This window comes from Janthinobacterium sp. P210006, from assembly GCF_036231885.1.
Lineage (GTDB): Bacteria > Pseudomonadota > Gammaproteobacteria > Burkholderiales > Burkholderiaceae_D > Janthinobacterium > Janthinobacterium violaceinigrum.
In genome coordinates this window covers 12,754-26,851 of the sequence record NZ_JAZARD010000007.1, presented here as the reverse complement: position 1 = coordinate 26,851, position 14,098 = coordinate 12,754, and the positions used below count along the sequence as shown (strand labels likewise).

Below are 14,098 nucleotides of genomic sequence, written 5' to 3'. Positions count from 1 at the left end.
AGGCGGCGCGCGGCACGCACGGGGCGGGCGGCAGGCACTGATTCGCGGCTTCCAGCAGCATTGACAGGGAACAAGGTTCGGGACTGCAAAAGGTCATCAAAATGTCATAATTGGCAGCATGCCATCGGCGTGCAGCGCTAGCCGAACAGCACGATGCCGCCCGGCAGCCGCGTCACGCGCGCGCCATACGCATCCTGGATCAGGGCGATCACGTCGTCGAGGCGGTCGAGCGAAAAGCTGGCCTGCACGCGCGCGTGTTTCAAGGCGTCGCCATTGAGGATCAGCTTGCCGGGACGGTAGCGGTTCACCTCGTCCACCACCTCGGCCAAGGTGCTTTGCTTGAACACCAGCAGGCGCTGGCGCCACGCGCTGACGTCGCCCCTGGCCACCGCGCGCGCGATGCCGAAATGCTCGGGCCGGTAACGCAGCTGCTGGCCCGCGGCCAGCTCCGCATCGTTGCCCGCCTGCGCCACGCGCAGGCGGCCCGCCAGGCACGTCACGCATACTTCCTGGCCAAACAAACGGATGTTGAAGCGCGCGCTGCCGGCCGACACCGTGCCGTCGCCCGCCTGCACGCGCACGCGCGCCGCGCCGCGCAGGCCGGCCTGGAATTCCGCCTCGCCCGCCAGCAGCACCAGCGCGGCGGCGCCGTCCTGCAGCGGCGCCGCATCGAGGCGCGTCTGCGTATTCATCTGCACCAGCACGCCGCCGTCGAGCGCCACTTCGCGCTGCTCGCCCGTGCCGGTGGCGTAGTCGGCGGCCAGGCCCGCCACGGCCGGCCACAGGTCCGTGGGCGGGCGCACTATCAGCAGCCCCAGCGAGGCGGCCACGCCGGCGCCCAGCCAGGCGCGCCGCGCCGTATTCACTGGCTGCTGCGCCCGCTTGACGGCAAGCGCGGCCGGCGCCATCGCGCCCCACACGGCGCGCGCCTCGGCAAACGCCGTCGCATGCTTGCGGCTGCGCGCGCACCAATGGCGAAACACTTGCGCGTCGCGCTCGCTGACCTGGCCCGAGGCCAGGCGCACGACCCACGCCTGCGCTTCCTTCTGGATGACACCCATGTCGTCTTCCGCTTGTTCAATCATGATGTTTAGACGTTTTTCCCGCGCCGGGACCGAAGCGCTGAATGAAATCGCGTCCCATGCGCTCGCAGCAATGTTCGAGGCCGGCGCGCAGTTCCTTCTCGACCGTGCGGGCGGAAATGCCGAAACGCTCGGCGATGTCGCGGTGCGGCAATTGATCGACGCGGGCGGCAATGACGATGGCGCGCCGGCGTTTCGGCAACTCCTGCAAGGCCCGCTCCAGTTCCTCCAGTTCGGCGCGCGCGCTGAAGGTGCGGGCCGGGTCGGCCAGTTCATCGGCCATCTCGTACAGATCGTCGATATCCGGCAGGCTGAGCAGGCGCGCATTGTCGCGGCGTTGATCTTCCGCAACGTTGATGGCGATGCGCATCAGGTAGGCGGACGGATAGCTGATCGCCTCGGGCGCCGTCATCCGTTCCACCCGCAAATACGTTTCATGCAGCGCGTCGTTGGCCAGGTCTTCCGAGCCCAGGCGGCGCTGCAAGTGGCGGCGAAACTGTCCATAGCGTTCCAGGAACAGCTTGCGCAAGGTGGTTTTCAGCAATTCCGACATGCTCAGGGCGCCCCGGCCAGGTGCAGATACGGCGCGCAATCGGCATCCGGATCGGGCCGCGGCGTCAGGAGGATGGTCAGCGGCTGCGGCAAGCCCGCAGGCGGCGCGCCATCCATCAGCAGGCTGCGCAGGCGCTGCAGCACGGCGCGGTCGCGCTGCGCCACGCCGCTCGGTTCCAGCACGTGCACGGCGCGCACCTTGCCCCGCTCATCAAGCCACAGCTGGAAGGCCAGGCGGTAGCGGCCGAAGGCGTCCGGATGCAAACGGCACAGGGCGCGCGTAAGCGAGCGCTGCAGGATGACCGCATAACCTTGCAACGGCGGTGCGGCAGGAGCGGCCTCGGCCGGTACGGGCGCCGGCGTCGCGGGAGCGTCCACCAGCGCTAGCAAGGTAAACGCATTGCTGCCGCTGAAGCGCGCGCCCAACTGCGTGCCTGCCAGCAAGCGCTGCAGCGCCTCGGCCGGCGTATAGTCGCCGCGCACGGACGATGCCACCCGCCCCGCCGCCAGCTGGCTGCTGACGAGCACGGAATAGCCGGTCACTTCGCCGAACGCCACCAGCGCCGCATCGAGCGGCTGGGCGGGCAAGTCGAAGCGCAGGGTCGCGTGCGCGGCCGCGTCAGCACCGTCCGCGCTGGCTGCCGGCCGCACGAATGTCATCAATGTCATCAACGTCATCAGCAAGCAGGCGGACAGGGCATTGCCCGTTGCGGCGCGGCGGTGGCTTAGTGTCATTTTCCAGGGGAATCAACGAAGAATCCTGCTCATGAAGTGTCTTGACTGCAATGTTGTCTGCAGAATGGCAAGATGGTAGCTTCATAAAATGACAACTGCATGACATGAAATATTTGCTGCAGTTGCCGTGTGTCATCGCCGCGACATATGGTTTTGCTATGCTGAACGCTTCTTCCACCGCTCCGGGAGCCGCCATGGCACGCCTGTTCTTGCTGTTGCTGTCGGCCTGCGCCGCCCTGTCCGCGCAGGCGGACGAACACACCGTCGTCGTGAACGCCGCCGCGCCCGCGAAGGGTTGCGTGGAAGTGGAAGTCAATGGCAAGCGCGCGCAATCCATTTCTTGCCTGAATGAAAAATTATTGCCGGATAGCAACACCGTGAACCGGCAGCCGCCCACCCTGTCCGGCGCGGAAGCGACCGTGCAGCGCCCGTCGAACCAGCTGGGCCTGTACAACCGCGCCGCCCTCGAACACCGCATGGGCAATGCCTTCGGCAAGTCCGTCACGCCGCAGAGGCCGGCGCCTGCACCGCCCGCCAGCCCGCTGCTGCCGCCCCGCTAGGCCGCTACTCAACGCACAGTCCATTTGCGCTGTCAAGATTGCGCAATCGCGCCGATTGCGTATCATTCCAGGCTTGATCGCTCTGGAAACAACCATGCTGCCCACTATCGAACAACGCCTTGCCCTTGAACTTGCCGCCAAACCCGTGCAAGTTGCCGCCGCCATCGAACTGCTCGACGAAGGCGCCACCGTGCCCTTCATCGCCCGTTACCGCAAGGAAGCGACCGGCGGCCTCGACGATATCCAGCTGCGCCTGCTCGAAGAGCGCCTGCGCTACCTGCGCGAGCTGGAAGAGCGGCGCGCCGCCATCGTGGCGTCGATCACGGAACAGAACAAGATGACGCCCGAACTGCTGGACGCCGTCATGCACGCGGAAGACAAGACGCGCCTGGAAGACTTGTACCTGCCATACAAGCAAAAGCGCCGCACGAAGGCGCAGATCGCCATCGAAGCGGGCCTGATGCCGCTGGCCGACGGCTTGCTGGACAATCCGGAACTGACGCCGGAAATGGAAGCGGGCAAGTTCCTGCGCGAAGCGTTCACGAGTGCCGACGGCAACAACCCGGGCGTGGCGGACACCAAGGCGGCCCTCGACGGCGCGCGCCAGATTTTGATGGAGCGTTTCGCCGAAGACGCGACCTTGCTGCAAACCTTGCGCGAATACGTGCAGGAACACGGCATCGTCGAATCGAAAGTGGTGGAAGGCAAGCAGGACGAAGGCGAAAAATTCGCCGACTATTTCGATTACTCGGAAACCATTTCCACCGTCCCCTCGCACCGCGCGCTGGCCCTGCTACGCGGCCGCCGCGAAGGCATCCTCGACGTCACCCTGCGCCTGGACACGGAAGCGGAAAAACCGAAATGGGATGCGCCGCACAATCCGTGCGAAGGCCGCATCGCTGCCCGCTTCGGCATCAAGCAACAAGGCCGTCCCGCCGACAAATGGCTGGCCGACACGGCGCGCTGGACCTGGCGCGTGAAAAGCTTCATGCACCTGGAAACGGAACTGATGGGCGCGCTGCGCGAACGCTCGGAACTGGACGCCATCAACGTCTTTGCCACCAACCTGAAAGCGCTGCTGCTGGCCGCGCCGGCCGGCCAGCGCGCCACCATGGGCCTGGACCCTGGCCTGCGCACGGGCGTCAAGGTCGCCGTGGTCGATGCCACCGGCAAAGTGGTCGACACGGCCGTGATCTACCCGCACCAGCCGAAGAACGACTGGGACGGCTCCCTGCACACCCTGGGCCGCCTGGCCGCCAAGCACAATGTGTCGCTCATTTCCATCGGCAATGGCACGGCCTCGCGCGAGACGGACAAGCTGGCGCAGGATTTGATCAAGCAGCATCCGGAAGCGAAGATGACGAAGATCGTCGTCTCGGAAGCGGGCGCGTCGGTGTATTCGGCATCCGAATTCGCCTCGAAGGAATTGCCGGACATGGACGTGTCCCTGCGCGGCGCCGTCTCCATCGCCCGCCGCCTGCAAGACCCGCTGGCCGAGCTGGTGAAAATCGATCCGAAATCGATCGGCGTGGGCCAGTACCAGCATGACGTGAGCCAAAGCCAGCTGGCCCGCTCGCTCGACGCCGTGGTGGAAGATTGCGTGAATGCCGTGGGCGTGGACGTGAACACGGCGTCGGCCCCGCTGCTGGCACGCGTGTCGGGCCTGTCGGCCAGCGTGGCGCAAAGCATCGTCACCTACCGCGACATGAAAGGCGCGTTCACCTCGCGCGCAGCCTTGAAAGCCGTGCCGCGCCTGGGCGACAAGACCTACGAACAGGCAGCGGGCTTCCTGCGCGTGATGGGCGGCGAAAATCCGCTCGATGCCTCGGCCGTCCACCCGGAATCGTACCCGCTGGTGGAAAAGATCCTGGCCGACATCAAGAAGGATATCAAGGCCGTCATCGGCGAAACGGCGCTGTTGAAAACCCTGAGCCCCGCCAAGTATGCGGATGACACTTTCGGCGTGCCGACCATTTCCGACATATTAAAAGAACTGGAAAAGCCGGGCCGCGACCCGCGTCCGGAATTCACGACGGCCACCTTCAAGGAAGGCGTGGAAGAAATCCGCGACTTGCGCCCGGACATGATCCTCGAGGGCGTGGTCACCAACGTGGCCGCCTTTGGCGCCTTCGTCGACATCGGCGTGCACCAGGATGGCCTCGTGCACATCTCGGCCCTGTCGAACACCTTCGTCAAGGATCCGCACACGGTGGTCAAAGCGGGCCAAGTCGTGCGCGTAAAAGTGCTGGAAGTCGATGAAAAGCGCAAGCGCATCGCGCTGACCATGCGCTTGACGGACAGCGCGCCGCAGGCGGGCAGCAAGCCGGAGCAACGTGGCGACCGCAACGACCGCCGCAGCATGGCGCAGCACCAGTCGCAGTCGCGCAACGCGCCGGAACCGGCCGGCAGCATGGCCGCCGCATTCGCCAAGCTGCGCGGTTAAGCCTGTGGCCGCCGGACAGGACATCACCATCCTGGCGGCGGACGCGGCCGGCCCGGATGCCCAGCTGCTGCTCGACGCATTGTCGGACGCATTGCTGCGCATCAATGGCGACAGCGGCCGCTCCTCGTTCGACGTGGAAGCGGCCACGCCGCGCGGCGGCTTTTATATTGCCCGCGACGGCGCCGGTGAACTGCTGGGCTGCGCGGCCCTGCGCCCGCTGGACGGCGTGGCGGACAGTCCAGTGGGCGAACTCAAGCGCATGTATGCGCGCCCCGGCTCTGCCGGCGTGGGCGCGGCCCTGCTGGCCCACGTGGAAGCGCAGGCGCGCTGCTACGGCTATGCGCGGCTGCACCTGTCCACCCGTGTGGCGAATCGCCGCGCCATGGCGTTTTATGCCAAGCACGGCTATGCACCCGTCAATGCCTGGGGCAAATACGTGGACGCCGCCCAATCGGCCTGCCTGGGCAAGCAGTTATAAGCGCCAGCGTGGCTGACTTGCCCGATTTATGACCTGAGCGCATACCCGTGCCGTCGTTTTCTTATAAAATGACGGCATCTATTTATTTACCCATCAGAGGCAGCTATGAGCGACGTACAAACCTGGATCAAAGAAACCGTGACGAACACGCCAGTCGTGCTGTTCATGAAGGGCACGGCCCAGTTCCCGCAGTGCGGCTTTTCCGGCCGCGCCATCCAGATCCTGAAAGCATGCGGCGTGGAAAACATCGCTACCGTCAACGTGCTGGATGACCCGGAAGTTCGCCAAGGCATCAAGGATTACTCGAACTGGCCGACCATTCCACAGCTGTATGTCAAAGGCGAGTTCATCGGTGGTTCCGATATCATGAATGAAATGTTTGAATCGGGCGAACTGAAGTCCCTGCTCGATGCCTGATAGTCAACTTGCGCGGCCGCGCCGTATCGTCGTGGCCATCACGGGCGCCACGGGCGCCGTGTACGGCTTGCGGCTGCTGCAATTGCTCGGCGCCATCCCCGGCGTCGAGACGCATCTGGTCTTGTCCGATGCGGCCGTACTGACCCTGCACCAGGAAACGGGCGTGGGGCGCAAGGAGATCGAAGCGCAGGCGCACGTGGTGCACAAGCTGCGCGACATTGGCGCAAGCATTGCCAGCGGTTCGTTCCAGTCCGATGGCATGGTCGTCGCGCCATGCTCGATGAAGACCCTGGCGGCCGTGGCGCATGGCTTGTCGGATAATTTGATCACGCGGGCCGCCGATGTGGTGCTCAAGGAGCGCCGGCGCCTGATCCTGATGGTGCGCGAAACGCCGTTCAACCTGGCGCACCTGCGCAATATGACGGCCGTGACGGAAATGGGCGGCATCATCTTCCCCCCCTTGCCCAGCTTTTATCACCACCCGCACAGCATCGCGGAGATGGTCGACCATACGATGGCGCGCGTCATCGACCTGCTCGGCATCGAGCACAGCCTGGCGCCGCGGTGGAATGGTTTGAAAAACCCGGACCAGTCAGCAACAAACTAAACAACTACGCGTCAAACTACGCACGCTCCGATGCCTGACAAAAGCGTAGCGAGCGGCAGTGAGGCTCGGCGCCCCCTTCTGGCCGAGAAACCCAACCGTACTTTAGTACGGTGAGCATCGCAGGCTAGCTATGCCGACACGCAGCAGCCTTGGTCAGGCATCCACCACTAGCGTTTTTCGAATTGCGTGGCACTGGCCTGCTTCAAATCCCTGGCTTCTTCAACCATCCTGCGGTGGGCGATCCGTTTGCGCATCACTTCCGCATGTTGCGCGGCAGTCATGGGGGGCACGGTCATCAAGTCTTTCAGCTGCGCGGTATTGCTGTAGTTACTTTTCATAAGACGGCTCAAATGCTCGGCTCCGTAGTGGATGAACTAGCTGCTTCTGATGTGATTATGCGCTGGTATTGGCCGCTGCGCCGCTGCAGGCAGGATTATTGTCAAATAATTCCGCTGCAGCGCAACATGCGAGGTCTTATTGTGCGGCAAAATCATGTCTCCAGTATGACTCTGCGCAAATAAAAGTACAGGAGAAGCACCGTCAGCGAAAAGCGGACGGCGCCGGCCGGGGATGGCCTGAATGCTTACTTTTGGTAGTTGACGCGGACCAGCATGCGAATAAATTCTCGCGCGATTTGACGATGATGTTCATCTAATCTTTGCAAATCGGCAATTAATTTCACATCGGCGGACTCAAACCGCGACAAGGCGCTGCCCGCTTCGCCATTCGGCGTGGCGCTTTCCGGGCCGCCAAAACGCAACCATTCCGCCGGCACGCCCAGCCATTGGGCAATCATGCGCAATTTCTCTTGCGTGGGAATTGCTTCACCTACTAACCATTTCCTAGCTGCATGCACGGTAATCGGGCGCCCGTCGAAACGGATGTTGAATTCCCGGGCCAGTCTGGTCGGGCTGTCTGGAGAATAATGGGCGTTTTTGAGAGCCAACTGAAGTCGCTGGCTGAAGCTTTCGCGTTCGTTAGAAGAATTCATAGGTGTACTATTTCATGTTGTAACATGAAAGTCAGTTTCTTGAATGACCATACAGAATGTTACATTCGAAAGGAGCATCAATTAACAATTAACACTCGGGCCGGACTTTCCGGGTAGAAAAGTGGGCCGAATTTTCTCTTGTGATTCTGCGTGGCTTCGGGTCAAATTCGCGGCTGGCCTTGATTTTCGCACTGCAGCACGATTCAAAGCCTCGGTTTGGCATTACAACGTACGGTATCGGATAATGCCCTCCTCTGCCGATACGCGCAATGCCCATGTCATACAATTTCTTGTAGACAAAGTTTTCAGAAGGGCCATTTTGTTTTCAATATGGAAACGAACTAAACAGCGTACTCATAGTGGAACGTTGTTTTTTGATCGTGCCGATTGGAAAGAATCTGCGCCCAAAAATTTTACTGCCATCGTAACGAAAAGAATGTCGCCGTTGTGCCAGGAAAGCTCTTTTTGGTGTCATCTTGGCCACCAACTCTCGATCTTAAGCGCGTTTGCGCAAGAAGAATCAATTTATTTTCAGTAACTGTTGCCATATTCGCCAAATCACCGCGTCCCTGCCCGCTTTTTTCTTTGTTGCAGCACGGGCAGGGCACGCTACAATAGTATTGACGTTGACGTAAACGGCACTTTGCCACCACCTGCCTCGCAGCATCCATCCAGCGACCGACCACCCATGCAACCGACACCGCCCCCAGCAACGACGACCTACACCATTACCGAACTGGCGCGGGAATTCGACATCACGGCGCGCGCCATCCGTTTCTATGAAGACCAGGGCCTGCTCAGCCCGAAACGCGAAGGCGCAGGCGGGCGCAGCCGCGTCTACACGCCGCGCGACCGCACGCGCCTGAAACTGACCCTGCGCGGCAAGCGCCTGGGCCTGGCGCTGTCGGAGATCAAGAGCCTGGTCGACATGTATGAATCGCCAAAGGACACGCGCGCGCAGATGGACCGCTTCCTGGGCGTGCTGGCGCAGCACCGCCAGACCCTGGAGCAGCAGCGCATCGATATCGAAATGGCGCTGGCGGAAATCAGCGCGCACGAAGACGCTTGCGCGCGCATGCTGGCAGACTTGAACCTTGATAAGGCGCCAACAAGCTGAGTGGACACGCGGCAGGCGCTGGCCGCGCGCGCATCGCTTTACGTTTACGTAAACGTCACAACTGAGTATCATAGCTTTACTGACCCGGCATCCATGACCGCCACACTTATAACGACGAGGACGACATGCTCCATCTCCCAGGCTTGACCTTTGACCACGGCGAAGACATCGCCTCCCTGCGCGAAGCGATCCAACAATTTGCCGCCGCCGAAATCGCGCCGCGCGCGGCCGAAATCGACCGCACCGACCAGTTCCCCATGGACCTGTGGCGCAAGATGGGCGACATGGGCTTGCTCGGCATCACCGTCAGCGAAGAATACGGCGGCGCCGGCATGGGCTATCTGGCGCACATCATCGCCATGGAAGAAATCTCGCGCGCCTCCGCTTCCGTCGGCCTGTCCTACGGCGCCCATTCGAACCTGTGCGTGAACCAGATCAAGCGCAACGGCACGGCCGAGCAAAAGGCCAAGTACCTGCCGAAGCTGATCACGGGCGAGCACATCGGCGCGCTGGCCATGTCGGAACCGAACGCGGGCTCGGACGTCGTCAGCATGAAGCTGCGCGCCGACTTCAAGGGCGACCGCTGGGTCTTGAACGGCACCAAGATGTGGATCACCAATGGTCCCGACGCGGACGTGCTCGTGGTGTACGCGAAAAACGACCTGGAAGCGGGCCCGCGCGGCATGACGGCGTTCCTGATCGAAAAGAATTTCAAGGGCTTTTCCATCGCACAAAAACTCGACAAGCTGGGCATGCGCGGTTCGCACACGGGCGAACTGGTCTTCCAGGATTGCGAAGTGCCGGCCGAAAACGTGCTGGGCGGCCTGGGCAAGGGCGTCAACGTGCTGATGTCGGGCCTCGACTTCGAACGCACCGTGCTGTCCGGCGGTCCGCTGGGCATCATGCAGGCTTGCATGGACCTGGTCGTGCCCTACGTACATGACCGCAAGCAATTCGGCCAGCCCATCGGCGAATTCCAATTAATGCAAGGTAAACTGGCCGATATGTATTCGACCATGATGGCGTGCAAAGCCTATGTGTATGCCGTGGGCCAGGCCTGCGACCGCGCCACCACGCCGGAAGCCGTACGCCAGCTGCGCAAGGATGCGGCCGGCGCCATTCTGTATAGTGCGGAAAAGGCGACCTGGATGGCGGGCGAAGCGATCCAGGCCCTGGGCGGCAACGGCTACATCAACGAGTTCCCGGCCGGCCGCTTGTGGCGCGATGCCAAGCTGTACGAAATCGGCGCCGGGACCAGCGAAATCCGCCGCATGCTGATAGGCCGCGAACTGTTTGCGGAAACCAAGTAAGCACGGGCGCGCGGCTATCGACTGGGTGATGAGCTATTCATGCGAGTACAGCTATGACGCAAATTGCCTTCCCCAAATTGCTCTCTTCCCAGATTGCATTCGATATCGCGCGCACCATCCGCGACGGCTTTGACAAGCATTACCGCCTGTTCCGCGCCACCAGCCAGCACGCCAAGCAGTATTTCGAGCAAGGCGCCTGGGCCGCGGCACAGACGGCGGCCCGCGAACGCATCGACTTCTATGACAAGCGCGTGCAGGAATGCGTGCAGATGCTCGAAGATGAGTACGAAGAGTCGGAGTTGAGCGACGAAGTGTGGCGCGAACTTAAGCTGCACTACATCGGCATGCTGACGGAACACAAGCAGCCGGAACTGGCGGAAACCTTTTTCAATTCCGTCTGCTGCAATATCCTGCACCGCACGTATTTCAATAACGACTATATTTTCGTGCGGCCCGTCGTTTCCACGGAATACATCGAAACGCAAGACGCGCTTCCCACCTACCGCGTGTATTACCCGGGCGAGGACGGCTTGCGCCACACCCTGCTGCGCATGCTGACGCACTTCCAGCTGGACTGCGCATTTGCCGACCTGGAACGAGACGTGGCCCAGGTGGAAGCGCGCCTGCAGCAATTGTTCGGCGGCGACAGGATCGAACCGAACCACCAGATCCAGGTCTTGACCAGTTTGTTCTACCGTAACAAGGGCGCCTACCTGGTGGGCAAAGGCATCAACGGCAACCGCGAATACCCGTTTGTCGTGCCCATCCTGCACAACCGTCACGGCAAACTGGTGCTCGATACGGTGCTGTTCGAGCACCAGCAGATTGCCGTGCTGTTTTCGTTTACGCGCGCGTATTTCCTGGTCGATATGGAAGTGCCGTCGGCCTACGTACAATTTCTCCGAAGTTTGCTCCCGCGCAAGCCGCGCAGTGAGATTTATACGATACTGGGCTTGCAAAAACAGGGCAAGACGCTGTTTTACCGCGACTACCTGCAGCATCTGAAACACTCGTCGGACCACTTCGAAAGCGCGCCCGGCATCCGCGGCCTGGTCATGCTGGTGTTTGCCCTGCCGTCGTTTCCCTATGTCTTCAAGGTGATCAAGGATTTTTTCCCGCCGCCCAAGGAAACCACGCGCGCGCAAGTCCAGCAAAAGTATTTGCTGGTGAAACACCACGACCGGGTGGGCCGCATGGCCGACACGCTCGAGTATTCCAACGTGGCCTTTCCCCGCGCCCGTTTTGCCGAGGAGCTGCTGGCCGAGCTCAAGCAGTTCGCTCCCTCGCTGATCGAAGAAGACCGCGAGCAGATCATCATCCGCCACCTGTACATCGAGCGGCGCATGGTGCCGCTGAACATGTGGCTGAGCAATGCCGAGAAGGAAGGCCGCGATGACTTGGTCGAACACGCCATCGTCGAGTACGGCAACGCCATCAAGGAGCTGGTGGCGGCGAATATTTTTCCCGGCGACATGCTGTATAAAAACTTTGGCGTCACGCGTCATCAACGTGTCGTTTTTTACGATTACGATGAAATCGAGTACATCACCGATTGCCAGTTCCGCGTCATTCCCCAGGCGCGCACGGAGGAAGAAGAAATGTCGGCCGAACCCTGGTATCCCATCGGCAAGCACGATGTGTTTCCCGAACAATTCGGCACCTTCCTGCTGGGCAATCCCCGCATCCGCACCTATTTCATGCAGCACCATGCCGACCTGCTGACGGCGCAATATTGGCAGGCGCGCAAACAGCGCATCGAAGACGGCCATATCGAGGACGTCTTCCCTTATCCGCAGCACCTGCGTTTTTGTATGCAGTCATCATCCCCACCTTTAACCGGAGATCCAACATGAATGATCCAGTCGTAATCGTCGGTGCCGCGCGCACCCCCATGGGCGCCTTCCAGGGCGACTTTGCCAACGTCACCGCCAGCGACCTGGGCGCCGTGGCCATCCGCGCCGCCGTCGAGCGGGCCGGCGTGGCGCCGGACGCCGTTGAACACGTGTTTTTCGGCAATTGCCTGATGGCGGGCCAGGGCCAGGCGCCTGCGCGCCAAGCCTTGCGCAAGGCTGGCTTGCCCGATTCCACGGGCGCCGTGACCCTGTCGAAGATGTGCGGCTCGGCCATGCAGACGACCATGTTCGCGCATGACACCTTGCTCGCCGGCAGCGCCGACGTGGTGGTGGCGGGCGGCATGGAATCGATGACCAACGCCCCCTACCTGGTGCCGAAGGCGCGCGGCGGCTACCGCATCGGCCACGGCATGATCTATGACCACATGATGATGGATGGCCTGGAAGACGCCTACAGCCGCGATGAAAAGGGCAATGCCCGCTCGATGGGCACGTTTGCCGAAGAGTGCGCCAGCCAATACAGCTTCACGCGCGAGGCGCAGGATGCCTTCGCCATCGAATCCGTGAAGCGCGCCCAGGCCGCCACCAAGGATGGCAGTTTCGAGTGGGAAATCGTGCCAGTGACCGTGTCCGGCCGCGGCGGCGACACCGTCGTCAGCATCGATGAAGGCCCGCAAAAAGCCCGCCTGGAAAAAATCCCGACCTTGAAGGCGGCGTTCAAGAAAGACGGCACCATCACGGCCGCCTCGTCTTCGTCGATCAACGATGGCGCGGCCGCCCTCGTGCTGATGCGCGAATCGACGGCGAAAAAACTCGGTTGCACCGTCATCGCCAAAATCCACGGCCACGCCACGCACGCGCAGGCGCCGAACGAATTCACCACGGCCCCCATCGGCGCGGTGAAAAAACTGTACGCCAAAACGGGCTGGAGCAGCAGCAATGTGGACTTGTTCGAGATCAATGAAGCGTTCGCAGCCGTACCCATGGCTGCCATGCACGACCTCGACATTCCGCACAGCAAGATAAACATCCACGGCGGCGCGTGCGCGCTGGGCCACCCGATCGGCGCCTCGGGCGCGCGCATCATCGTCACCCTGCTGGGCGCCTTGAAAAAAACGGGCGGAAAGCGCGGCGTGGCAGCCCTGTGCATCGGCGGCGGCGAAGCGACGGCGATGGCGATCGAACTGGTATAAGCTCTTCCTGAGCACGGGCGCGCACCGCAGTTCACGGTGCGCGCCTTTCATTTTATTTTCAGGGAGAAAAGATATGCCTACCGCATTGATCATCGGCGCCTCGCGCGGCATCGGCCACGAGCTCGTCCGTCAATACCGCCACGATGGCTGGCGTGTCATCGCCACGGCCCGTACATCCGACGCTTGCGCAGCCCTCAAGCAACTGGGCGCCGAAGCGCACCAGCTGGATGTGACGGATGTGGAAGGCTGCGCCGGCCTGGGCTGGAAGCTCGACGATGAAAAGCTCGACGTGGCCATCCTCAACGCGGGCGTGTATGGCCCCCGCCACGATGGTTTCCCCGCGCAAGCCGATTTCGACCTCGTCATGCACACGAACGTGCTGGCCGCCATGCGGCTGCTGCCCATCCTGGCGCCGCTGGTGGCCAACGCGAAAGGCAAGCTGGCCGTATTGTCCTCGCACATGGGTTCCCTGAGCGAACGGGGCAACCCCACCGGTTCGCTGTACCGCGCCAGCAAGGCCGCCTTGAATTCCGTGCTGATCGACACTGCCCTCGTGCATGGCTCGCAAGGCGTCAGCTGCGTGGCCTTCCACCCAGGCTGGGTACGCACGGACATGGGCGGCGCCGGCGCCGACCTTTCGCCCGAGGAAAGCGCTGCCGGCATCCGCGCCACCCTGGCCAGCCTGCCGGCCACGGACAAGGCCGTGTTCCGCAACTACGATGGCAAGCCCATAGCCTGGTAATTCCACCACACACCATAT

At 62.2% G+C, this 14,098-nt stretch carries 16 protein-coding genes; 11 read left to right on the top strand and 5 right to left on the bottom strand.

Annotation, left to right across the window (positions count from 1 at the left end):
- Positions 1-137: 137 nt before the first annotated feature.
- Genes VPH41_RS26840 through VPH41_RS26825 form a run of 4 tightly spaced genes read right to left on the bottom strand, consistent with a single transcriptional unit; the run spans position 138 to position 2,565 of the window.
- Positions 138-1,085 carry a FecR family protein gene (locus VPH41_RS26840; RefSeq protein ID WP_328572086.1) on the bottom strand — a complete coding sequence of 316 codons (948 nt, stop codon included), beginning with the start codon at positions 1,083-1,085 and terminating at the stop codon, positions 138-140.
- Complete coding sequence (locus VPH41_RS26835; protein WP_152285195.1) at positions 1,078-1,635, bottom strand: RNA polymerase sigma factor; 558 nt, start codon at positions 1,633-1,635, stop codon at positions 1,078-1,080. The genes VPH41_RS26840 and VPH41_RS26835 overlap by 8 nt, the downstream gene beginning before the upstream one ends.
- Positions 1,636-1,637: 2 nt before the next feature.
- Positions 1,638-2,303 (bottom strand): secretin and TonB N-terminal domain-containing protein, encoded by a 666-nt coding sequence (locus tag VPH41_RS26830; protein WP_328572085.1) that lies wholly within the window; start codon positions 2,301-2,303, stop codon positions 1,638-1,640.
- A complete protein-coding gene (locus VPH41_RS26825) occupies positions 2,254-2,565 on the bottom strand; it encodes a hypothetical protein (RefSeq protein WP_328572084.1) in 312 nt (103 codons plus the stop codon). The genes VPH41_RS26830 and VPH41_RS26825 overlap by 50 nt, the downstream gene beginning before the upstream one ends.
- Between VPH41_RS26825 and VPH41_RS26820 the strand changes: the two genes are divergently transcribed.
- The 6 genes from VPH41_RS26820 to VPH41_RS26795 all read left to right on the top strand — a co-directional run bounded on the left by VPH41_RS26820 (position 2,564) and on the right by VPH41_RS26795 (position 7,395).
- Positions 2,564-2,929 carry a hypothetical protein gene (locus tag VPH41_RS26820; protein WP_328572083.1) on the top strand — a complete coding sequence of 122 codons (366 nt, stop codon included), beginning with the start codon at positions 2,564-2,566 and terminating at the stop codon, positions 2,927-2,929. The two genes, VPH41_RS26825 and VPH41_RS26820, sit on opposite strands and share 2 nt — an antisense overlap.
- Before the next feature lie 94 nt (positions 2,930-3,023).
- Complete coding sequence (locus VPH41_RS26815; protein WP_251351522.1) at positions 3,024-5,372, top strand: Tex family protein; 2,349 nt, start codon at positions 3,024-3,026, stop codon at positions 5,370-5,372.
- A 4-nt stretch (positions 5,373-5,376) separates the two neighbouring features.
- Positions 5,377-5,850 (top strand): GNAT family N-acetyltransferase, encoded by a 474-nt coding sequence (locus tag VPH41_RS26810; protein ID WP_328572082.1) that lies wholly within the window; start codon positions 5,377-5,379, stop codon positions 5,848-5,850.
- Between the two features lie 105 nt (positions 5,851-5,955).
- Positions 5,956-6,267, top strand: coding sequence for a Grx4 family monothiol glutaredoxin (gene grxD, locus VPH41_RS26805; RefSeq protein WP_034753766.1), 312 nt, complete (start codon positions 5,956-5,958; stop codon positions 6,265-6,267).
- The gene (locus tag VPH41_RS26800; protein WP_328572081.1) at positions 6,260-6,874 is read left to right on the top strand and encodes a UbiX family flavin prenyltransferase; all 615 of its coding nucleotides are present in this window, start codon (positions 6,260-6,262) and stop codon (positions 6,872-6,874) included. The genes grxD and VPH41_RS26800 overlap by 8 nt, the downstream gene beginning before the upstream one ends.
- A 149-nt stretch (positions 6,875-7,023) precedes the next feature.
- A complete protein-coding gene (locus VPH41_RS26795; protein ID WP_328572184.1) occupies positions 7,024-7,395 on the top strand; it encodes a hypothetical protein in 372 nt (123 codons plus the stop codon).
- A gap of 62 nt (positions 7,396-7,457) precedes the next feature.
- Here the strand turns inward: VPH41_RS26795 and VPH41_RS26790 are convergent, their stop codons facing one another.
- The gene (locus VPH41_RS26790; RefSeq protein ID WP_034753756.1) at positions 7,458-7,865 is read right to left on the bottom strand and encodes a hypothetical protein; all 408 of its coding nucleotides are present in this window, start codon (positions 7,863-7,865) and stop codon (positions 7,458-7,460) included.
- 688 nt (positions 7,866-8,553) lie between these two features.
- On the opposite strand from VPH41_RS26790, the gene VPH41_RS26785 reads away from it, so the two are divergent.
- From VPH41_RS26785 to VPH41_RS26765, 5 genes are all read left to right on the top strand, one after another.
- Positions 8,554-8,982 carry a MerR family transcriptional regulator gene (locus VPH41_RS26785; RefSeq protein WP_152285187.1) on the top strand — a complete coding sequence of 143 codons (429 nt, stop codon included), beginning with the start codon at positions 8,554-8,556 and terminating at the stop codon, positions 8,980-8,982.
- A 125-nt stretch (positions 8,983-9,107) separates the two neighbouring features.
- Entirely contained in the window at positions 9,108-10,292 is a 1,185-nt protein-coding gene (locus VPH41_RS26780) for an isovaleryl-CoA dehydrogenase (RefSeq protein WP_077398251.1), read from the top strand.
- 53 nt (positions 10,293-10,345) lie between these two features.
- Entirely contained in the window at positions 10,346-12,145 is a 1,800-nt protein-coding gene (gene aceK, locus VPH41_RS26775; protein WP_328572080.1) for a bifunctional isocitrate dehydrogenase kinase/phosphatase, read from the top strand.
- On the top strand, positions 12,142-13,338 hold the full coding sequence (locus tag VPH41_RS26770; RefSeq protein ID WP_328572079.1) for an acetyl-CoA C-acyltransferase: 1,197 nt from the start codon (positions 12,142-12,144) through the stop codon (positions 13,336-13,338). The genes aceK and VPH41_RS26770 overlap by 4 nt, the downstream gene beginning before the upstream one ends.
- 73 nt (positions 13,339-13,411) lie before the next feature.
- Positions 13,412-14,080: an SDR family oxidoreductase gene (locus VPH41_RS26765; RefSeq protein WP_287775991.1), complete on the top strand. Its 669-nt coding sequence runs from the start codon at positions 13,412-13,414 to the stop codon at positions 14,078-14,080.
- The last annotated feature ends 18 nt before the right edge of the window (positions 14,081-14,098 follow it).